The 21851-nt window shown below is 41.4% G+C and carries 19 protein-coding genes; 12 read left to right on the forward strand and 7 right to left on the reverse strand.

All coding sequences use genetic code 11. The features are described 5' to 3' along the window. The first annotated feature begins 74 nt into the window (after positions 1-74). Positions 75-836, forward strand: coding sequence for a DeoR/GlpR family DNA-binding transcription regulator (locus BVC88_RS08415; protein WP_075350234.1), 762 nt, complete (start codon positions 75-77; stop codon positions 834-836). On the opposite strand, the gene BVC88_RS08420 is transcribed toward BVC88_RS08415, so the two are convergent. Together BVC88_RS08420 and BVC88_RS08425 are read right to left on the reverse strand one after the other, a co-directional pair. Then, positions 833-1333: a SixA phosphatase family protein gene (locus BVC88_RS08420; RefSeq protein ID WP_075350235.1), complete on the reverse strand. Its 501-nt coding sequence runs from the start codon at positions 1331-1333 to the stop codon at positions 833-835. The two genes, BVC88_RS08415 and BVC88_RS08420, sit on opposite strands and share 4 nt — an antisense overlap. Positions 1334-1506: 173 nt before the next feature. Beyond that, positions 1507-2241 carry an RluA family pseudouridine synthase gene (locus BVC88_RS08425; protein WP_075350236.1) on the reverse strand — a complete coding sequence of 245 codons (735 nt, stop codon included), beginning with the start codon at positions 2239-2241 and terminating at the stop codon, positions 1507-1509. Positions 2242-2458: 217 nt separating this feature from the next. Here BVC88_RS08425 and BVC88_RS08430 point away from each other — a divergent pair, with 217 nt between their 5' ends. After that, positions 2459-3649, forward strand: coding sequence for a hypothetical protein (locus tag BVC88_RS08430; protein ID WP_075350237.1), 1191 nt, complete (start codon positions 2459-2461; stop codon positions 3647-3649). Between the two features lies 1 nt (position 3650). Here the strand turns inward: BVC88_RS08430 and BVC88_RS08435 are convergent, their stop codons facing one another. The 3 genes from BVC88_RS08435 to BVC88_RS08445 are packed head-to-tail and all read right to left on the reverse strand — an operon-like array spanning position 3651 to position 6547. Then, positions 3651-4619, reverse strand: coding sequence for a YpdA family putative bacillithiol disulfide reductase (locus BVC88_RS08435; protein ID WP_075350238.1), 969 nt, complete (start codon positions 4617-4619; stop codon positions 3651-3653). A 4-nt stretch (positions 4620-4623) separates the two neighbouring features. After that, a complete protein-coding gene (locus tag BVC88_RS08440) occupies positions 4624-5388 on the reverse strand; it encodes an NRDE family protein (protein WP_075350239.1) in 765 nt (254 codons plus the stop codon). 52 nt (positions 5389-5440) lie between these two features. Beyond that, positions 5441-6547 carry an alkene reductase gene (locus BVC88_RS08445; protein WP_075350240.1) on the reverse strand — a complete coding sequence of 369 codons (1107 nt, stop codon included), beginning with the start codon at positions 6545-6547 and terminating at the stop codon, positions 5441-5443. Between the two features lie 183 nt (positions 6548-6730). Between BVC88_RS08445 and BVC88_RS08450 the strand changes: the two genes are divergently transcribed. The 4 genes from BVC88_RS08450 to BVC88_RS08465 all read left to right on the forward strand — a co-directional run bounded on the left by BVC88_RS08450 (position 6731) and on the right by BVC88_RS08465 (position 11437). Next, a complete protein-coding gene (locus tag BVC88_RS08450) occupies positions 6731-7537 on the forward strand; it encodes an SDR family NAD(P)-dependent oxidoreductase (protein WP_075350241.1) in 807 nt (268 codons plus the stop codon). Positions 7538-7639: 102 nt separating this feature from the next. Next, the gene (locus BVC88_RS08455) at positions 7640-8014 is read left to right on the forward strand and encodes a BlaI/MecI/CopY family transcriptional regulator (RefSeq protein WP_075350242.1); all 375 of its coding nucleotides are present in this window, start codon (positions 7640-7642) and stop codon (positions 8012-8014) included. After that, positions 8011-10038, forward strand: coding sequence for a M56 family metallopeptidase (locus BVC88_RS08460; RefSeq protein WP_075350243.1), 2028 nt, complete (start codon positions 8011-8013; stop codon positions 10036-10038). The genes BVC88_RS08455 and BVC88_RS08460 overlap by 4 nt, the downstream gene beginning before the upstream one ends. 358 nt (positions 10039-10396) lie before the next feature. Further along, the gene (locus BVC88_RS08465) at positions 10397-11437 is read left to right on the forward strand and encodes a Fic family protein (protein WP_075350244.1); all 1041 of its coding nucleotides are present in this window, start codon (positions 10397-10399) and stop codon (positions 11435-11437) included. A 24-nt stretch (positions 11438-11461) separates the two neighbouring features. Here BVC88_RS08465 and BVC88_RS08470 read toward each other — a convergent pair whose 3' ends face one another. Next, a complete protein-coding gene (locus BVC88_RS08470) occupies positions 11462-12772 on the reverse strand; it encodes a hypothetical protein (protein WP_075350245.1) in 1311 nt (436 codons plus the stop codon). Positions 12773-12823: 51 nt separating this feature from the next. Beyond that, entirely contained in the window at positions 12824-14227 is a 1404-nt protein-coding gene (locus BVC88_RS08475; RefSeq protein WP_075350246.1) for a carboxypeptidase-like regulatory domain-containing protein, read from the reverse strand. A gap of 685 nt (positions 14228-14912) precedes the next feature. Here BVC88_RS08475 and BVC88_RS08480 point away from each other — a divergent pair. The 6 genes from BVC88_RS08480 (at position 14913) to BVC88_RS08505 (ending at position 21850) form a co-directional block, all read left to right on the forward strand. Then, a complete protein-coding gene (locus BVC88_RS08480) occupies positions 14913-16139 on the forward strand; it encodes a TCR/Tet family MFS transporter (protein ID WP_075350247.1) in 1227 nt (408 codons plus the stop codon). 416 nt (positions 16140-16555) lie between these two features. Further along, a complete protein-coding gene (gene mraZ / locus BVC88_RS08485; RefSeq protein ID WP_075350248.1) occupies positions 16556-16990 on the forward strand; it encodes a division/cell wall cluster transcriptional repressor MraZ in 435 nt (144 codons plus the stop codon). Positions 16991-16993: 3 nt separating this feature from the next. Further along, a complete protein-coding gene (gene rsmH, locus BVC88_RS08490) occupies positions 16994-17905 on the forward strand; it encodes a 16S rRNA (cytosine(1402)-N(4))-methyltransferase RsmH (protein WP_075350249.1) in 912 nt (303 codons plus the stop codon). Then, positions 17902-18288: an FtsL-like putative cell division protein gene (locus tag BVC88_RS08495; RefSeq protein WP_075350250.1), complete on the forward strand. Its 387-nt coding sequence runs from the start codon at positions 17902-17904 to the stop codon at positions 18286-18288. Before rsmH ends, BVC88_RS08495 begins: the two co-directional genes overlap by 4 nt. Next, complete coding sequence (locus BVC88_RS08500; protein WP_075350251.1) at positions 18285-20387, forward strand: penicillin-binding protein; 2103 nt, start codon at positions 18285-18287, stop codon at positions 20385-20387. The genes BVC88_RS08495 and BVC88_RS08500 overlap by 4 nt, the downstream gene beginning before the upstream one ends. Next, the gene (locus BVC88_RS08505) at positions 20387-21850 is read left to right on the forward strand and encodes a UDP-N-acetylmuramoyl-L-alanyl-D-glutamate--2,6-diaminopimelate ligase (protein WP_075350252.1); all 1464 of its coding nucleotides are present in this window, start codon (positions 20387-20389) and stop codon (positions 21848-21850) included. The genes BVC88_RS08500 and BVC88_RS08505 overlap by 1 nt, the downstream gene beginning before the upstream one ends. Position 21851 lies beyond the last annotated feature (1 nt).

Genomic DNA, 21851 nt, shown 5'->3' on the forward strand with positions numbered 1-21851 from the left:
AAGAAACAAAAAGAATTCTAAATATTTCAATTCGATTTCTTTTTGAGTAGTTTTAGCTTTCAAACGAAAGGGAAATGACCATTGCCGAGCGACATAAATACATTTTAGACGAACTGAATCGAGCTGGATTTGTATCGGTTTCCGAACTAGCCAAAAACATGGAAGTGACCATGGTGACGATTCGTAAAGACTTGAAAATCCTGGAGGACAAGGGTTTGCTTTTTCGATCTCATGGCTCCGCCACGCCGGTTTCGCCCTATGTTTCTGACCGCTCTGTTCAGGTGAAAAAGCTGGAACAGGTTGCGGAGAAAACCAAGATTGCAGAAAAGGCCTTGGACTTTTTGGAGGAAAAAGAAGCCGTCTTAATTGGCTCGGGAACAACTGTAGTGGCTTTTGCGCAAGCGATCCCCAAAAACAAACCATTGACAGTTCTCACCGCAGCCATGAATGTGACCCTAGCGCTAATCGATAACCCTGAAGTGGAGCTGGTACAACTGGGTGGAGTAGTGCGAAAAAGTAGTAGCTCTGCAGTTGGGCATTATGCGGAAGAGATGCTGAAAAACTTTGCCTGCAGTAAGCTTTTTCTAAGCGTGGATGGGATCAGTCTAGAGCATGGCTTGACTACTTCCAATATGATGGAAGCCCACTTGAATGCTCAGATGATTCGCTCGGTACAAAAGACAATTGTACTGGCAGATAGCCGGAAATTTGGCAGAAAGGGCTTCGGTAAAATCTGCGAACTCGAGGATATCGATATTATCATCACGGACTCAGGAATTCCTGAAATCTATCGTCAAAAATTGGAGGAAAAGGGCATAGAGGTGGTGGTGGTTTAAAAATCCTTATAAGTTTTCTGCTCCACCTGCGCTCCTGATTTATCCAGTGTCACCACATAAATAAATTGATATTCGTCGTCAGTAAGATTCGGAAACTTTTTACCTGATCCAATGAAAAAATTAGCTAATTCCGGAACTGTATTGCTATGGCCTACCACCAAAATATTCCCTTCCAAACCTTTCAATTTTTCCGCAAAAGCTTCCTGGTCTCTTGGATCATAAACCTGAATCTCCACACCGGCTTGATCAGCGCTTGGCCAAGCAGTGTATTTGGTTCGCTTGTAATCTGTGGAGAACACATGCTTGATTTCCTTATCCGCCAGAATTTGGGCGAGCTTTGTTGCTCGGATAATACCTACTTGAGCCAGTTCCGGATCAGGATCTTCCACCAGCATCTTTTCGGCGTGACGCACGATGTAGATGGTTTTGGGTTCTGGGCTGCTTCCACAGCTTACGAGAAAAAGACCTCCCAAGAGGATCAGAAGTAATTTTTTCATGTGTTTATAATTTGATTATTAATGGCCACATGGAATCTTCGCAATACTTTCCCGATAATTATCGGGACATCCCAGTGTGTGTCGCTTGCGTCATGCTCGATTTCATCTCTTATACCATTTATTGGAGGTTAAGCTTTTTAGCTTTCATCCTTTAGCTTTCTCAATTTTAAAATTTATCCCGAAAACGTGTTATCCAAATGCTGATCCTTGGCTTTGATGCTTTCAAAATGAAGAAACTGCTCCCAGAATTCTTCCTCTGGAACTGCAGCCCGTAGGTACAATTTTTCTTTTTTGATTGGATGTTCGAAAATCAACTGGAAGGCATGCAGGTTAATGCTGGCATCAGGATTTGCTTTCGCAAAGCCATACTTCAAATCGCCACGAATCGGGCAGCCCATTGATGCTAATTGCACTCGAATCTGATGTGGACGGCCAGATATCGGACGAACTTCCAACAGCCAGTGATCATTCATAAATCCAAGTGTCTTGTAATTCAACTCTGCTTTTTGAGAGCCTGGAACTTCTCGATCATGTGCAGTGACTACATTTTTCTGCTCGTCTTTGACAAGCCAATGGGTTAGTTTTCCCATTTCTTCTTTGGGCTTTCGCTTTACGATGGCCCAATACACTTTGTGAATCTCCCGCTTTCGGAAAATCTCCATCATGCGCTCCAAGCCTTTGGAAGTACGGGCAAAAGCCACTAAACCGCTGACCGGACGATCCAAGCGATGAATCGGATGCAAGAATACTGCACCGGGTTTATCGTATTTTTTTGCAATGTATTCCTTGAGGTAATCGATCAGTGTTTTATCACCAGTCTTATCTCCCTGCACGAGTATTCCCGCGGCTTTATTTACTATTATGAGGTGATTGTCTTCGTAGACAACCGTAAATGGCTTCTTTTTCATCTGTTTATTTTTTCTTTCTCAAAGATGAGATGGAATCTTACACGGTAAAGACTACCGACTTGCGTGAAGTTTTTCCATTTGGATGCCTACCTCAGGCAGGCTCGATTTTATATGCTGCAAAGGTAGGGAATTTGTGGGGGAGTAGTAGGTAATCACTCCTCGTTGACGAAGAATATTGAAGACTTTTAGTATACTAGTATTTTAAAACTAAGGTTTAATGAAAATACATCGTATAATCCCTGTCCTGCTTTTTATTTTTTCCTGCTCTCCCTCAGAAAAAGATAGTCAACAAATTACCGACAATTTGAAAAACATCTCCCTGATCGCAGAAGATTCGACGGTTGTCAGGGATATTCTTGCATCCACCTTTATCTTTCAGGATGGAGATCAGGAGCATCTGATTTTCCGTGATGCTTCGGCGTCTACTATTTATGTTTTTGAGCGGGAGACTGGTGACTTGGTATATAAGTGGACTAAAATGGGTGATGTTCTCGGGGCTTTTTCCTTGGCTGTGAAAAATTTGAAAGTTTCGGAGTCCGGTGAAATTGTCCTAATCGATATAGGTGAGGGCTTACGGGTTTTTGCAAAGGATGGGGAGTTGATCAGTCGTGCCAGTCCAGTTGCTAATCAATGGAGTTTAGGTGGAGCTTTCAATCTCTTTAGGCAAACAGCTTTGGTGTCGATAAACGGACAGGAAAATGTTCTTTATTCTTTGGATATCTTAGAATCCGAGATATTAGAATACGGACCGCAATATCTTCAAAACAGAAAAAACCTAGCGCTGACAAACTTGGAAACAGGCGAACATCGATTGATTTTGCCTTTTCCCGAAGGCTCAAAATTCTTAAGTGGCAAAGTTTATCCATTTGAGGATTTCAGGCCTCTTTTTGTTTTAGATGAATCCGTAAATAAGTTATTTGTGATTTTTCAAAATGAACCTATCCTTTACATCTATTCTTGGAATGATGGAAATCCAGAATTAGAGTCAAGCAAACAGATTAATTTGCCGGGATTTGAAGAAAATGAGGGCTGGGAACCCGGAGCTATTCAAATGGCTCAAATTACCGATCAGGTCAATGAACCTTTTCCAGCAAGAATTCAGGGATTTGAAGCTGTTGAAAATGGTTTCTTGCTCAGTTATAGTACTAAACCCACTGACTTAGATAACTATAATCGCTACAAAAGCAAGGACCGAACAAAGGAAGGCTTAAATCAAATCTTCAAAGAAACCCGACGGAAAACGGTTTTTATGGACTTCGAAGGTCAGATATTCCCAGTAGATTTTCCCGAAATGCATTATGAGAGCTTCCAAATCATCGATGGTAAAATCCATTGGATGAAAAAGCCTAATCCCGGGGAAGAGGCTGAAGAGTTTACTGTCTATTGGGGAGAGCTATTGATAGATTGATTCAATCTAACTTTTCCACAATATCCCTCACAATCGACTCCGCATGCACAATGCTGTTTTCGATGAAGAACTCCCGCGTGTTTAATCCTCCGCAAACCACGCCTGCGAGGTAAACTCCCGGTACATTGGATTCCTGATTGTATTGATCGTAGCAAGGTTGCCGCTTTTCGTCTTCGCTCATTTCCACTCCCAGTTGCTCGAGCAAGGCAAAATTGGGTTTGTAGCCTGTCATCGCTAGCACAAAGTCATTTTCAATAGTCACTTCTCCTTCAAGAGTAGAAATAACCACTTCATTTGGTCGGATTTCTTTGACCCTTGATTTGGTGTAGGCCTTGATTGAGCCTTCTTTGATGCGGTTCATGATATCGGGGCGAACCCAATATTTGACATTCTGATCGACTTCATCTTCGAGCAAGACCATGCTCACTTCGGCACCTTTGCGCCATGTTTCCAATGCAGCATCTACGGCCGAGTTTGCTCCTCCGACGACCAACACTTTTTGTCCGATAAATGGCCAAGGCTCCTTATAATAATGCATGACTTTTGGCAGATTTTCTCCTGGCACATTCATCAAGTTTGGCAGATCATAAAAGCCAGTTGCCATTACAATTTTCTTCGTGGAATAAGTGGATTTGGAGGTTTTGATTTGGAAAAAATCTCCTGCCTTCGAAAGCGTTTCCACACCTTCGTATAGCTTGACATTCAGATCAAAATGGAAAAAGATTCTTCGGTAATATTCAAGTGCTTCCGTCCGCGTGGGTTTATTTCCCACGGACATGAACGGAATTCCCGCCATTTCCAATCGATCGGAAGTGGAGAAAAAAGTCATATTAATTGGGTAATTGAAGATGGAATTGGTCAAAGCTCCCTTTTCCAAAATCAAATAATTCAAGCCTGCTTTTTTAGCTTCCACTCCGCAGGCGAGGCCAATTGGGCCACCTCCAATGATAATGAGGTCAAAATGCTCCATGTTTTTATGTATTATTTAGGGGGAATGAAACCGAAGTGTCCTGATATTCCCTGTAGTTAAATTGAAATTGTCTTTCCTTCATTCGGACTAAGCCTGAGGCTTCTTGAACGACTGCGAGAGCCGAAACAGTTCCGTAGCTTTCCCCGATTCGTACCAATTGAGCCGAAAGGCCTATTTCCATATCAATAGGAACTCCAGTTTTAGGTAAATTTTCGAAGTCATAAGTTTGGGTTGATTTCAAACTACTCAGAAGGCTGTTTTCGTCCGGTTCGCCTTTCATGATATCCTTCAGTTGGTTTATTGCCAATTCGGTTTTCGGCCAGGATTCATTGAGAAGCCCATTGCTCAGGCCATAAATCCCAGGAGAAAGCTTTTGGATTTTTGGTGAATAATTACTCAAATACCAAAGACTTTGCCCATCTGAAACCAATAGATTGAAACCCTCATATTGTTCTTGGTTTTTCTGGATTTCCTGAAGATAATTCTCAGCTTCCAAATTGGTTTCCAACCAATCTTGAACGAGTTTTCCACGACTGATTTTAGCTACTTTTCTCGAATTGAAATCCCGGAAATTGGTCAGCAAAGCCCATCTCCCATTCGGATGAAAACCCAGCCAGGTACCTCCGCTTCGAAGGTCTTTCCCTCCAAAGAAACCAGATTCCCAGCGATGCAGTCCTTGTGTGGGACGCTCAAAAAACTCATCCCGATTTGCAGAGATTACCAATGGAAAATTAGGGTTGACCTGCCAGGAAATTGCTGCTAAACACATGAGCTAAAGTTAAAAGAAAAGGCCGGAAATTTCCGGCCTTAATGCTGCGTTATCAAGCGTTTACTTCTGCCAAACTAGGGTAGTCTGTAAATCCTTTTTCTCCGGGAGTGTAGAAGGTGTCCGGATCAAAAGGGGCTAATTCTGCACCCATTTCAAATCGTTTTGGAAGGTCAGGATTAGAAATAAATGGTTTGCCATAAGCTACGGCATCAGCCAAACCTTCCAGAATAAACTTATTTCCTTTTTCCTGATCAAAACCCGCATTGATCACCAAGGTGCCTTTGTACATCGGTCGGTAATGCTTGGCGATTTCAGTGACCAAATATGGAATGTCGCTTACATCATTAAACGGCTCTGAGAGATGGAGGTAAGCGAGGTCATACTGATTTAACTTTTCTACGATGTAATCAAATGTAGGAATCGTCTCCTCATCTGCTTCCATTCCGAAAATTCCATTCAAGGAAGGATTAAGACGCAGTCCGATCCGGTTTTCTGGCATTACCTCTTTGATCGCATCGATCACTTCAAAAAGGAATTTGGTACGATTCTCAATGCTTCCACCATACTCATCCATTCGGGTATTGCTGGAACGATTGAAAAACTGATGAAAAAGGTATCCATTGGAAGAGTGGATTTCCACGCCGTCAAAACCTGCTTCCATTGCATTTTTAGCTGCATTTTTGAAATCAAGAACTGTTTGCTTGATTTCTTCTATGCTCATTTCTTTTGGGGTTACTGTTTCCTTAAAACCCTTTGGAGTAAATGACTTTGCATGTGGATTGATCGCAGATGGCGCCACGGGTAATTCTCCATTATGAAAATCAGGGTGAGAAATTCTTCCTACATGCCAAAGTTGGATGAAAATGTGTCCACCTTCTTCATGAACGGCTTGAGTTACTTTTTTCCAACCTTCAACTTGCTCTTGGGAATAAATACCCGGGGTATTGATATAGCCAACTGCCTGCTTAGAAACTTGCGAGCCTTCAGAAATAATCAGTCCTGCAGAGGCACGTTGTGTATAGTATTTTACGTGAATGTCAAAAGGGACATTACCTTCATTCGCTGCTCGGCTTCTGGTCATCGGAGCCATCCATACGCGATTTGAAAGTTCTAAGACCCCAACCTTGATAGGTTGTAAAAGTGGTTGTTTGGTACTCATAATCTATTTTTGGTTTAGTTTATAAAATTCAATGTCTATACAACTGTTAGATATCTCTGGGAGTTCAGCCATTGAATAATATTTGGTTTCTTTTTGGGGAATGTGATACAACGTATTGACGCTAAGGTTCAATAATTTTTCCTCCTTTTGGGAATTTGTACAGGTAAATCAATACTTTGAATTATGGAAACAAAATTGGTGCTCATCACAGGCGCAGCCAGTGGGATAGGTCTTCATTTGGCTAAGTCACTCAGCGAAAAAGGATATGCTTTGGTTGTAATTGATTTGAATTTGGAGCAATTGCAAAAGGAGTTTCAAGAAAATGACAGACTCCAGATTTTTTCCGGGGATGTGTCTTTGCCTGGCACCTGGGAGAAAATCCTGCAATTTATCGATTCCAAAAATGCCAAAGTTTCTCATTTATTTAATTGTGCGGGCGTGATTAAGCCAGGTTTTGTCAAAGATTTTGAGCTATCCGATATTGATTTTCATCTTAATGTAAATACCAAAGGAAGTATTCTAGGCTTGAAATTTATCGCAGATCGGATGAAAGAGCAGGGCTTTGGTCATGTGATTACCATTTCCTCCTTGGCGGGTTTGGCTCCTGTTTCTGGATTGAGTTTATATGCTGCTTCCAAATTTGCAATCCGGGGATTCTGCCTGTCAGCTGCGGCAGAGTATAAACAGTTTGGGGTAAAAATTTCTGTAGTTTGCCCAGATCTGGTCGCCACACCTATGCTGGATTTGCAGCTGGAGTATCCGGAAGAAGCCAAACTTACCTTTAGCGGTCCTTCAAAAGTATTGCAGCCTGAGGATATCACTAAGGCACTAATCCGGCTAATGGATAAGCCAAAGGAGCTGATTTGCATTCCAGAATCCCGAGGACTACTGGCGAAAATCGCGGGAATCTGGCCTTGGGCAGGAGAAATTTTTAGAGATAAATTAGAAAAGAAAGGAGCAGAAACCATCAAAAAGCTCCGAATGGGCTGATTTTTAAAAATTAACAGTTTTTAATACGATTATTTTCGTACTAACTCTTGACTTACGATAATCTTCGTATAACTTTGTACGAAAGCTATCGTAAGAACTACCATGACTAAACCTACCGAATCCGAATTAGAGATCCTCGCCTTGCTTTGGGAGCTAAAAGAAGCAAGTGTAAGACAGATCCACGAGCGCCTTGCCGAGACCAAGGACACCGGCTATACCACTACTCTTAAAATTATGCAAATCATGCATGCAAAAGGAATGGTCAGTCGTGATGAACAGAATCGCTCCCATATCTATAGACCCGCTTCCAATCAGCAGGAAACTCAAAATTCACTTTTGAAGAATTTGGTCAATACTGCCTTTGGAGGTTCTGCACAAAATCTGGTGATGCAAGCTTTGGGTCAGGAGAATCCTTCCAAAGAGGACCTAGATGAAATTAGAGCTTTTTTAGATCAACTTGAACAGAAGAAATCATGAACGTTTTAACGGAATGGATCCCTGAGAATTTGCTTTATGCTTTAGGCTGGACGCTGGTGCATTCTCTTTGGCAGCTATTAGCAATTGGTGTAATATTTTGGATTGGGTTGAAAATTGCAACCAATAAAAGCGCTGCCTTCAAATATAATCTTGGGTTATTGGCGTTTGGGTCAAGCTTTTTATTAACTGTTGTCACCTTTGCCTATGAGTTAGCCAGCTTTGCGCCAGCTCCTGATATGGAGGTCTGGTTGACAAATTTGGTTTTTGTAGAAGCTATAGATGCTGCATCTGGCTTTGCTGCCGAAGACTTTCTCCGAAAAGCGATTAGCTGGATTGACCAACAGCTCCCGATTTTAGTTAATTTCTGGTTTTTTGGAGCCTTACTTTTTCTCTTCAGACTCTTCACTAGTCTGACAGAATTACGGATGCTTCGAAAGGCAGAATCTCTCCCGGTTGATTTCCAGGTAGAAAAGACATTTTACAGATGGGTTGGCAAATTGGGATTGAATTCCAAGGTTAGCTTAAAGGTGACCGAATCTGGAATTTCGCCGATTACTTTTGGCCATTTAAAGCCGATAGTTCTAATTCCGGCAACATTGGTTTTTCACCTTTCTCCTTTTCAGCTGGAAGCGATTATTGCACATGAGCTGGCGCATGTCAAGCGAAATGATTACCTCATTAATTTGATTCAATCCGGGCTGGAAGTCCTTTTCTTCTACCATCCTTCTTACTGGTGGATGACACAGACGATCAAGGAACTCCGAGAAAATGCAGCTGATGATGTGGCTGTTCAAGCGGGTATAGCTCCAAAAGAATTGGCTTACAGCCTAGCAGAAGTCTTGAACTTTGCGCAGCAAAATCCACCCGAATTGGCTTTGCCAGCGAGCAAAAAACGAAATCCAACTTTGCAGCGGATCAAGAGAATCTTGGGCCAGCCTGCTCAAAACTATCCACAAAACCCTATTATTTCTATCCCCATGTTACTAACCTTATTATTCAGCGCAGGCTTGATTGCCAGTGCGCAGCAAGACAGCCCAAATGCCTTTGAGGCAATTGAACCTAATGTTTATCTGGAGAATCCAGAGATTCTAGGATTGGAACCGAATTACAATTTTCCATCCCAATTGGATACCGTAAAAAAGGAAAGGGTAATTCAGAAAACCGAATCTTCTAGTGATGCTCCAATGGTCTGGACCACTGATTCAGGAGAAAAAATCATTATCAAATCCAATGGGTCAAACTCTTACACTTATAAAATTTCAACAGATACGGTAATCACAAATGGGGATACACTCATAATTAAAGGAGATAAGAATTTCTACTTTAAAAACGGAGAAGCAATTGATTGGGCTACCATGCCTAAAATGGAATTTGACTTTCCTGAAGCTCCAATTGCCCCAACTTTCCCAGAAGCACCGATTTCGTTTTTTGAAATGAGTGAAATGCCTCCAATGCCGGAAATGGCTCCTATGGCTGAGATGCCTCCAATGCCCGAAATGGAAGGATTTGAGTTTTTTAATTCTGGTTCAGTTCCTACTGTATATAGAACTGGAAAAAACGGAGTGTTTATTTCTCGTGATACCACGGAAATGTCCAAAGCGGAAAAACAAAAATGGGCTGAAGAAATGGAAAAGCAAGCCAATGAATGGGCAAAGCGAAGTGAGGAAATGATGAAAGAATGGGAGCCTCAAATGAAAGCCTGGGAGCAAAAGATGGAAGCTTGGCAAAAATCGAATGAGCCTAAAATGAAAGAGTTTGAGGAGAAGATGAAAGCTTGGCAAAAAGCAAATGAACCCAAAATGAAGGAGTTTGAGGAAAAGATGAAAGCTTGGGAGAAGGCTCAGGAGCCCAAGATGAAAGAATTCGAAAAGCAGATGGAAGAATGGCAGGAGAAATTCCAACCTAAGATGGAAGAGTTTCAGCGGAAAATGGAAATCTGGCAAGAGGAAAATGCTGAGAAATTTGAGGAGTTTCAGCGAACGCTGGAGGAGCAGTTCAAAAAGAAGGATAATTCAAAAAATTAATCACCTATAAATTTATTGTGTGTTGAATACTAAAAAAGGCCAGCTCGATGAGTTGGTCTTTTTTTAGATTCTATTCACCATGCTTTGGCATAGTCAAATCACCTTTCGATGGCCTAGAGAAAAATAGTCGGCATAAAAGATAGATCTTTATGGCACTTAGCCACCAAAAAGGAGAAGATTAAGGCAATTTTTTTATGGCGAAAATAAACGATTAACAGCAATCCTAAGAGCCTCTTTTCCGAAGGCTCTTTCTTTTCCGCGGATTGCGTTGAAAACTCTTGACGTTACAAGCCATTAAAGTATCATCAACGTATCATATTGTATCATATCGTATCAAACTTCGTTGTATATTTGTAAAATGAGCAACAACGTTTATAATTTCACTATTGATATTGACTGGAAACTTATTGGAATAATAAGTCAAATTGACCGTTTTGACGCAACATGGAGTTCAATCGAAAAACGAGAAACACAAAGTCTAAAACAATTAAAGTCAATAGCTACAGTGCTTAGCGTTGGTGCTTCAACGAGAATAGAAGGATCGCGATTGTCTGATGAAGAAGTCGATTTGTTATTGCAAAATATTGATATCACAAAGCTAGAGGATAGAGATTCTCAGGAAGTAGTTGGATATTTTGAAACGTTTGATACTATATCTGAATCATATTCTGAAATCAACATTACTGAAAGCAGCTTAAAGTATTTACATAATAGTTTAATGCGATTCAATAAAAAAGACGAATGGCACAAAGGCGAATATAAAAAGCATAGCAATGCTGTTGAAGCCAATTATCCGGATGGCACAAAACAACTAATATTTGAAACTACTCCAGCAGGATTTCAAACTGAAGATGCAATGAGAAATCTTGTTGACTGGTATAACTCTGATAATGAAACTCACCCGCTCGTCAAATGCGCTTTATTTACTTATGATTTTTTGAGCATTCATCCTTTTCAAGATGGAAATGGAAGATTGAGTAGGCTTATTTCTTCATTGCTATTGCTTAAAAACGGATACAGCTGGATTCAATACATAAGTTTAGAACACGAAATTGAAACAAGGAAATCCGAGTATTACAGAGTATTGAGAAATTGTCAAACTCAGAGACCAAATGAGAATGTAAGTGAATGGACAACATTTTTCTTTGATGCGATAATGAATGTTCAATCTAAATTGTTAAAGAAATTAGAATTAAGTGGAAATCAAACTCAATTATCGCCAAAAGAGAAATCAATAATCACATACATTGAAAATCACGCAGGATGTAAATCAAGCGAAATATCTACGAAATTAAATATCCCAAATCCAACGGTTAAACGGCTTTTAACAGCGCTGGTTAATATGAACTTAATCACAAAACATGGAACTGGACCAGGAACTAATTACTCAGCTATTTAACGGCTGCGCGCGAAAAATTATAGCTCATTCAATAACCTTATAAATCACCTCCCCATCCAAAGTCCTACCTTCCACCTGGATTCGGAATCGGTTAATCCCATAAGGAACTTTGACGGCTACTTGGAATCCTCCATTGCTTGTCTTTGCTTTTGGCTCCCAAAAGATGGTAGGCTTTTTTCGAAGGTATTGATCAGCGGGAGGATTTCGCGGGAACTCAGGAAATGCGGTAAAACCCGGGATAGAAAAAAACTGAAAGCCTTCTGAATTAAATTTCTTATCTGGATTATTAGTAAAGCTTTGTCCTCTTTTCGTGATCAAAACTATCACTCCTGCAAACCCTGCCATACCAAAGACACTAGAACTAAAGGTGTAAACTCCTACGGATTCAAGCTCCTGCGGTTGATAGGAATCAATGATTTCCTTGAACTCTAGATTATCTAAGAAAGCAAACTTTACTCCATCAATAATCAATAAAGGAGCGCCTGTTTTTAGTCCAAAATTGAAATTACCTAGTTTGTCAGTTTGAGGACTAAGCCCCATTCTAAGCAAAACGTTTCCCATGGATACACTCATAGACAGCTGTTTATTTGACATCACTCGGTCTGGCTTGCCATATCCAAGCCATAAAGATTTCTCATTTTCTTCCTTAGACCCTTCCTTTACAAATTCTTCCATTAGAATATATTCGCCTGAGGTATCTAAAAAATAATCCTTGGATGAAATAGGTACTTTTCGATAGGTAAGTTTAGGAAAATCAACCTCAAACTCTGGTTTACTTATTGGTTCTAGCTCCACTGATCCAAAGGGTCGGAGTTTCTCATTCACTGCGGCTACTGCTATTTGGGCAGTTTCCTGATAGCTTAATCCAGTCGCCCAAAAGTATCCCGAAGAATCCGTCATGACCTGGCCGTAATCTTCCAAATCTCCCCTGACTATAGTGATTGGCTGGATCAGCCCCCGCCGTTTATTTTCCGGAGTAAATTTCCCTTTTAGGGATATTCCGTACTCCACAGGATGGCTTAGATTACTCTGAAAGGTTTCCGGCAAAACTCCATCCAGCCAGTTCATGGACTGCTCCAGCCGAATTCCCTGATTCATTTCTACTACTTGATCAGCATCAGTGATGGAAAGTATAAACTCCCCGTCAATGGGATTTTCGAATTCGTCTAGAAAATCCAATTTTAAGTTCATCACCCGATAGCTTACAGAATCCATAAGGGTATAATCAGCTTTTGCTGTTATAGTTTCCGGGAAAATTTCTAATTCTGCTTTTTCTACTTCAGGCCTAAAACCTTCCTCCATCACCACAAATGGAGCGATAAACTGATCATCCATTGGGAAATTTCGATTCCATTGGGTATAAGCTCGAATCGCATAATCACCCGGTTACATTTCTGTAGGCAATACCAAACCGCCTGAAATTTTTCCTTCTTGGATCGGAAAGGTTGCAGATTGAACAAGCTCTGAATTCTCTTTTAGGATATCCACATGGACTATTCGACTCAGCGAATCTGCCAAGAAAGCATCTTGGTAAAGCATTCGTCCACCGACCCAAGCCGTTTCTCCAGGGTAGAAATAGGGTTTGCTCAACGTCAGCCAGACCTTTTCCCGAAGGCGATTGAGTTGGGTGGCTGGACTAGTGACAATCTCTTCAGATTTAGTGTCGCTAGCTTGGAAATCAGGTTTGGGAATAAAATCCAACGGAAGTGTTCGTGCTACGCGCTGTCTGCCGAGGTATCCTGAAAGAACAAGCTGGGTGGGATTTAGCAGAGTTCCATTTCTGTCAACATCATAAAAACCATCTGGAGCCTCAATCCAGCTGATAGGGTGATAAATATTGTTATAGTAATCGTTTGGCCAAGGCTTGTCAATATGATGTATTTCCAAGCGTTCGTTTAAAAAGATGCGAAAGTTACCATCACCAAGAGGTCTTCGAAGAATGGAATCTTTCTGAATCGGAAAAATGGTCTGGTTTAATTCAATATTAAAGTCATTAGTTCTTCGTCGATCAGTTTGATCAGGTAGCTTTTTAAATAGACTAAAATAAATTGAATCTGGGGAATTAAGCAGAATAGACTGGTTGAGTTGTCTTAGGGAACTGTGATAATTTGATTGCCTCGCATTTCCCCAGCTTAATTCTTCTTGGGTATCAATTGGAATTAATGGTTCATATTGAGCCTGACCGAAATATCTTGACCCATCACGCAAAAGGCGAAAGTCTTGAAGATAATAGTCCATACGATAACCTAGCGCCCAATTGGTGATTTTCAAGGGTTCTTGCGCTGATGCTCGAAGATAGTTTGGTCCTTCGTCCGGATTGACTTTGTCAAACTCCACTACCCATGGATTCAAGATCTCGATTTCTGATTTGTATGGATCATCCGGTAGAGCCAAGAACACGGACTCGAACTGCTGATATTTTCGTTCCCAAGATTTATCCCGCTTGGCTTTAAGTTCTACTTCGGAAAGATTGGACTCGTTAAATGAAAGCTCAAAAATCACTTCCACTTTGCTTTTTCCCTCAAAAGAAACGGCTTTGACTTGCGTTACATAGCCCACAAATGAAGCGACCAACTCAATCTGAGCAGGGAAATCACCGGATAAGCTAAACTTTCCGGCTTCATCAGTCGCTATTCCCTGAGTGGTATTATTTACAAAGATATTTGCAAAAGGAAGCGGAAGGCCAGAGCCTTTTTCTACCACAATACCAGTTATTGTTTGGCTCTTTAGGGTCAAGGTGAAGCACCAAAAAAGAACTGCCAAAAAAACTCTCATCTTGAAAAAAATCATAGCATTAAATCATCTTAGCCAATAAAGAATACGAGTTACAATAGACTTAGTTTACATCTGTGACAAGTTATTTATTTTTTGGATTAAAAAAATGGTTTTGAGACCCTGTTTGTTAGTCATTTTCTTGCCCATTATTTTTCCAAGCGCGGAAAGCTTGAATAATAGAAAAAGATAATAGGATTGTCTGCAATGATGCCAGTAAAAAGATGAAAGCAGAATAAGAATTTTGAAGACAATGGTTGAGCAAAATTTCAAATCGACTTCCTAATTAGCTCCGAAGGAGCCAAACTATTCATGACCCTGTACGAAGTGCAGGGTATCCATAGAATTCCCTTCCATTAAGCCCTGAAGGGGCGAAACTTCAGCGATTCTTCCCTTCAGGGCTCCTTCTTTTGTTGTCATTTTACTCCTGGCTATACCGTGGGTTATGAATTATTTTGATTTTCCGGATCTAAGACTACCAAATTTTGACCTCCCTATCTACCAATCAACATAATTTGCTTACTGGTGTAAAAGCTGATATACATAAAAGAGAATCGGAACTTCTAATTACACCACTGAAGAAGTCGGGTATTTATCGAATGGAAGAATTGACCCCAGATCAGGTCTTTTTTTAGATTCTATTCACTGGAAAATGATGATATTTCAAAACCTCCAATTAATATAGCGGGTTGTTTGAAAACTCATGGCTGACAAATCCAATCGCGCGCTGCTTTTTATCTTTATTACGATCCTGGTCGATGTGATTGGTTTGGGGGTAATCATTCCGGTCGTTCCAAAATTAATTGAGGACTTGACTGGCGAAGGGTTGAGCGAAGCCTCCCGTTACGGAGGTTGGTTGATCTTCTCTTTTGCAGCGATGCAATTCCTCTTTTCGCCTATTATGGGCGGACTGTCGGATCGATTTGGTCGAAGGCCGGTCTTATTATTTTCCTTATTTGGGCTGGGCGTTGATTATGTGTTTCATGCACTCGCACCTACGCTGTTTTGGCTTTTTGTGGGTCGATTGATTGCGGGGATGTTTGGAGCGAGTTTCACTACGGCTACGGCCTACATTGCGGATATCAGTACTCCTGAGAAGCGTGCTCAAAATTTTGGTCTGATTGGAGCTGCTTTTGGCTTAGGCTTTATTATTGGCCCTGTGATCGGAGGATTGGCAGGAGCTGAATTTGGTCCGAGAGCACCTTTTCTAGTTGCTGCGGGACTTTCATTAGTGAATGTTTTATATGGAATATTTGTCCTTCCGGAGTCACTTCCAGCTGATAAAAGGCGTCCTTTTGAATGGAAAAGAGCGAATCCCATCGGTTCCTTAATGCAATTGAAAAAGTATCCAGTCGTCTCAGGTTTAGTGGTTTCATTAGTGTTGATTTACCTTTCTGGACATGCGGTTCAGAGCAATTGGGCCTATTATACCATGTTTAAGTTTGACTGGGATGAAGCCATGGTTGGGTATTCGCTAGGAGCTGTTGGATTGCTTGTGGCTTTGGTACAGGGAGGTCTGATTCGAGTTGCAATCCCCAAACTTGGAGCGTCTCGTGCAGTCTACATTGGGGTAGCGCTTAATGCGATAGGTCTGCTCTGTTTTGGAATGGCCTCAGCGGGCTGGATGATGTTTGCTTTTCTTGTTCCCTATTGCCTGGGAGGAATTTCGGGGCCGGCACTTCAGGGCATCATATCTGGACAAGTGCCATCTAATGAGCAGGGAGAGTTGCAAGGTGCTTTGACCAGTTTGGTGAGCTTAACTGCTATCGTTGGACCGGTGATGATGAATAGTATTTTTGCTTATTTTTCGTCTAATGAAGCGCCGATTTACCTTCCCGGTGCTTCATTTTACCTCGCCTCTTTTTTGACAGTTGTGAGCTTATTTTTCGCTTATCGGGTGCTTTCCACGCGATTTGTAAACGCAGACTAATTCCTAAGATCCAATTAATTCCAAGTGATTGGAGATCAGTATTGATGTGAATTCTTTTTGTGAAAATGCGAAAATGGGATTTTACTCCACTTTTAGTAAGAGATTTAATTTTTATGGGATTTTGCTCCACTTTTTGATTAATCAATCTTTCCGAATAGGTTGGCTAGGAAGCTTAGAACCTGATTTTATGCCAAATTAGGCCCGAAATGGCATTTGACTTTACCTCTTAAATCCTTTTTAATCAAGAATATACCCTGCAAAATAATTTCGAATTTTTCTTGATTTTATTGGCTTGAATGAAAGTTTTGGCTACTTTTAAATTAAAGTGGGAAAAAGTGGGGGAAAGTGGTAGAATGTGTGAGGCATTTTATTACTTTTGTCTTTACCACTTATATCATTCATAAGTACCAAAGCAAATGTTCAATAGTCAATACGATTGTAAGCTAGACCCGAAAGGACGTTTGGTATTGCCAGCCAAGATCAAGGCGGCGATTCCAGAGGCCAATGGTTCTGCGCTTATGCTTCGGATGGCAGAGGACAAATGTTTGGCACTGTATCCGATAGTGGAATACAAAAAGTTGGAAAATCAAATCAAATCGCTCTCAATCAACAATGCAGAGCAGCGAATGCTCCAACGGTCATTTTTCATCAGCAGCGTAGAGGTAGAGCTTGACAGTGCAGGGAGATTGCTGATTCCTAAGGTATTTCAGAATTACGCTAGTCTTGAAAAAGAACTGGTAGTAGTTGGGATGGGATCTCGAATCGAAATCTGGAATCCTGACACCTACCTACAGCATATTATTTCTGATCCTGCGGACTTGTCAAGTTTAATGGAAAAATATCTCTCATAAGCCATGGCAACGTCTGTTTATCATATTCCAGTGATGCTTACCCAATGCACTGAAGGCTTGGCTATTGACCCCAACGGGATCTATGTCGATGTGACTTTTGGGGGTGGTGGGCATTCACGAGAGATTTTAAAGCATTTGGATAAAGGCCATTTATATGGATTTGATCAAGATGTGGATGCTGAAGCAAATATTCCCGCTAGCGACAACTTCACTTTTGTGGCGGCAAATTTCAGAGATCTGAAAAAATACCTTCGTCTCTACGGGGTAACTAAAGTGGATGGGATTTTGGCTGATTTAGGGATTTCTTCACATCAGATTGATGAGCCTTCCAGAGGATTCTCAACGCGTTTCAAGGGCGATCTGGATATGCGGATGAATCAGGAGGCTGAGATTTCTGCCAAAGAGGTTTTGAATACTTACGATGAGGGTAAGCTTCATAAGATTCTTGGAATCTATGGGGAAATCAAAAACGCTAAGACTTTGGCGCAAGCTATCGTCTCTGAACGCGCATCATCACCATTTGAGACTACAGAAGGCTTTACCGCATTTTTGAAAAAGTACGCTCCAAAAGGCAAAGATTTCAAATACTACGCGCAGGTTTTTCAGGCTTTGCGTATCGAAGTGAACGATGAAATAGGTGCTTTGGAAGACTTGCTGATGAATTCATTGGAAGTTTTAAAGCCCGAAGGAAGGTTGGTTGTGATGAGCTATCATTCTCTGGAAGATCGCTTGGTGAAAAATTTGATGATCAAAGGAAAATTCCAAGGTGAGGTAGAAAAAGATTTTTACGGAAATCTGATCCGTCCGCTGGAGCCTTTGACAAGAGGGGCAATAGTGGCAGATGAAGAAGAAGTAGCTGCTAACCCAAGAGCAAGAAGTGCTAAACTCAGAATCGCAAAAAGAACCGGAAAATGAGTCAGAACACATTCAGAAAGAAATTGAAGAAAGGCAATGCTACCAAAAGTAGCAGTCCTGGGAAATCCATTTTCACTTGGATCGAAGAAAAGCTTGATGTGACTGGGATTCTTGGAGAAGGTGTTCCAGTTCAATTTGTGCCTCCAATCGGGTTTGTCGCATTATTGGCATTGATCTATATCTGGGGAAATCACAGGGCTGAAAATATGGTCCGGAAAATCGAAAAAGCACAGCAGGAAGTAGAAGATCTAAGAGCAGATGTAACCACTCTTGAAGCTGAAGTCATGCTTTCAAGTATGCAGTCTGAAGTGGCAAAACGAGTTGCCAACCAGGGAATAGAAGAATTGAATCATCCTCCTATAAAAATCGAGGTAGAAAAGTGAATGTAAAGCAGTCCATATTGATCCGAGTGCGGGTGGTATTCATCCTAATCGCTTTGACAGCAGCGGCAATCCCATATAGGATTACCAAGTTGCAGTTGAAGGAGGGAGACGTATGGAGAGAAAAAGCGGAGACGATCAATTTTCAATACCGTGAGGTACCTGCTACCCGAGGAAATATCTACGCAGGAGATGGGAGCCTTTTGGCGACTAGCTTGCCATTTTACCGAATAGCCATTGATCCTACTATTGCAAAAAATGATCTTTTCAATTCCGGGATCGATTCATTGGCAAATAGGCTTTCAGCTTTTTATAAGGATAAATCAGCTGCTGCCTACAAGCGAATGATCAAAGATGCCCGCTTGGACAACAAGCGTTATTTGGTTTTAAACCGAAAACAAGTAGGCTATCAAGGCATGCAAGTCATGTCCAAATGGCCAATCTTTAGAGAAGGTCGATTGGGAGGCGGAGTTATTTTTGAAAAAGTAGAAAAGCGTTACCGTCCATTTAATTCACTTGCCAGCCGTACAGTTGGATTTTTGAATGAGGATGACTATGGAGCAGGAATTGAATACAGTTTTAATTCCTACTTGAAAGGAACTGATGGGAAAGCTTTATTCCAAAGATTAGCTGGAGGAAGCTGGAAGCCTGTTTTTGATGCAGAGGATGTCAAGCCAGAGGATGGCTATGATGTGATTACCACATTGGACGTCAATATTCAGGATGTAGCCGAGACAGCACTTTTAAGACAATTGATTGATCGCAATGCAGCGTTTGGCTCTGTAATAGTAATGGAAGTGAAGACTGGCCAAATTAAGGCTATCTCTAATCTTCAGCGAAACAAAAACGGAAACGGCTATGGCGAAAATTACAATTTCGCTATTGGTGATCAGGGGAATACTGAGCCAGGATCCACTTTCAAGTTGCTATCGATGTTGGCGCTTTTGGAAGAAAATAAAATCAGTTTGGATGATAAAGTCGAGACTGGAAATGGGGTACACCTTTTTTATAACCGAGCGATGCGTGATGCCAAAAATGGCGGTTACGGAACTCTGACAGTTAGAGAAGGATTTGAGAAATCCTCAAATGTGGCGATATCCAAACTTGTCGATCAGTACTTTGGGTCGAGTCCTTCTAAGTTCATGGCATATATTGAAAAAGCTGGGCTGAATCAGCCACTAGGCTTTCAGCTTGCTGGAGAGGGGAAACCATTTTTCAAAAAGCCCGGAGCTAAAGATTGGTATGGCACTTCCCTTCCTTGGATTTCCATTGGCTATGAATCCAAACTAAATCCGCTTCACACATTAGCACTTTATAATGCTGTTGCAAATGGTGGGAAAATGATGAAGCCTTATATAGTCAAGGCTGTTTCGAAAGGCAATAAGATCCAGGAAAGTTATGAGCCGGAAGTAATGAGAAAGCAGATTGCCTCAGAAAAAACCATCAAGCAGCTTCAGGAACTTTTGGAAGGAGTGGTAAGTCGAGGAACTGCTCGAAACATCGCAAATGCAGATTACAAAATAGCCGGAAAGACTGGTACAGCTCAGAAATTGATCAACGGGCAATACACCAAGAAGTACTATACCAGCTTTGCGGGGTATTTTCCAGCAGACAGTCCAAAATATAGTATGATCGTGGTCATCGATAGCCCAGAAGGCTTTGCTGCTTATGGTGGAGATGTTTCCGCGCCGGTGTTTAAAGAAATCGCTGATCGAATTTATGCTTTGGATCTAGACCTAAATCCTGGAAGTAAGGAGCGTTTGGCACAAATGGAAGAATTAGGATCACCATATGTGCAAGCAGGAAAGGCGGAGGAATTACAGGAGATTTTCACCGAACTAGGTCTGAAGGCCTCAGCAATGAACGAAGAGGAGTGGGTGAAAACCGTATCCAGCGGCAGCAATGTTCAGATGCAGATCAATGATACTGATAAACCAATCGTACCGGATGTATCTGGACTTTCACTACGTGATGCGCTATTCATTTTGGAGAATAAAGGCCTTCAAGTGAATTATTCCGGAAAGGGAAGAGTAAAAGCCCAATCCATCGCCCCAGGAACACAATTAGTAGGAAACGTAACCATAAACCTTGTCTTAGGCTAATGAAAGTATTAAAGGACATATTATATAAGGTATCCCTCACTTCTACTACCGGAGATATGGAAGTTATGGTGAAAGACCTTGCCTTTGATAGCCGGCAGGTAGGTACGGGGACAGCTTTTGTGGCGGTTCCTGGTACGCAAGTGGATGGTCATGATTTTATTGATAAAGCCCTTGAATCAGGTGCCAAAGTGATTGTTTGCCAAAAGCTTCCGGATACTCTAAAAGAGGGCGTGACTTATGTGGAGGTAGTTAATTCGGCCAAATCCCTTGGCATAATGGCAAGTAATTTCTTTGATAACCCTTCCGAGAAAATCAAAGTAGTTGCTATTACCGGTACGAATGGGAAAACCACCACGGTGACTTTACTTCATCAGTTGTTCATGCGGATGGGTTACAGCACGGGTCTGCTTTCCACAGTTGAAAACAAAATTAACGAAACGGTAATCCCTGCTACTCATACTACTCCTGACGCGATCAGTGTACAGGCTTTGCTTCGCAAAATGGTAGATGCAGGTTGTACTCATTGTTTTATGGAGGCCAGCTCGCACGCGATTGTTCAAGAGCGAATTGCAGGTTTGAAACTAGCCGGAGCGGCTTTTACTAATATTTCTCACGATCACCTTGACTACCATGGCAGCTTTGATGAATACATCAAAGCCAAGAAAAAACTATTCGACGACCTTCCTAAGGATGCCTTTGCTTTAGTAAATGGGGATGATAAAAGAGGCGCGGTTATGCTTCAAAACTGCCGTGGAACACACCAAACTTTTGCCTTGAAATCACAAGCAGACTTTAAAGCAAAAATCATTTCAAATACGCTGGAAGGATTAGAGCTCGATATCAATGGAAAATTGACATGGTTCCGAATGATTGGTGCCTTCAACGCCTATAATCTTCTAGTAGTACTTGGGGTTGCGGAACTTCTTGGCGAGGATGAGGATGAAATCCTTCTGGAATTATCGGCCATCCGAGGAGCAAAAGGGCGTTTTGACCGAATTGCAATTGGTGGAATTATCGCAATCGTGGATTATGCACATACCCCTGATGCTTTGGATAATGTCTTGAAAACTATCAACGGAGTACGTACAGGGGTGGAGCAGTTGATCACTGTGGTAGGATGCGGTGGCAATCGAGACAAAACCAAACGGCCTGTGATGGCAAAGATTGCTGTTCAGGAAAGTAACAAAGTAATCCTCACTTCTGATAATCCGAGGTTTGAGGATCCAAATGAAATTTTAAAAGAAATGCAAGCTGGTGTAGGTCCCTCCGAAATCAGAAAATGTCTGACTATAGAGGACCGTCGTGAAGCAATAAAGACGGCATGCATGCTTTCGCAAAAAGGAGATATCATCCTTATCGCCGGAAAAGGTCATGAGGATTATCAAGAGATAAAAGGAGTGAAGCATCATTTTGATGATGCCGAAGTGGTGACAGAATTCTTACAACAATTGACCAAGAACTGAG

Source organism: Algoriphagus marinus (genome assembly GCF_001936475.1).
GTDB classification, from domain to species: Bacteria; Bacteroidota; Bacteroidia; order Cytophagales; family Cyclobacteriaceae; genus Algoriphagus; species Algoriphagus marinus.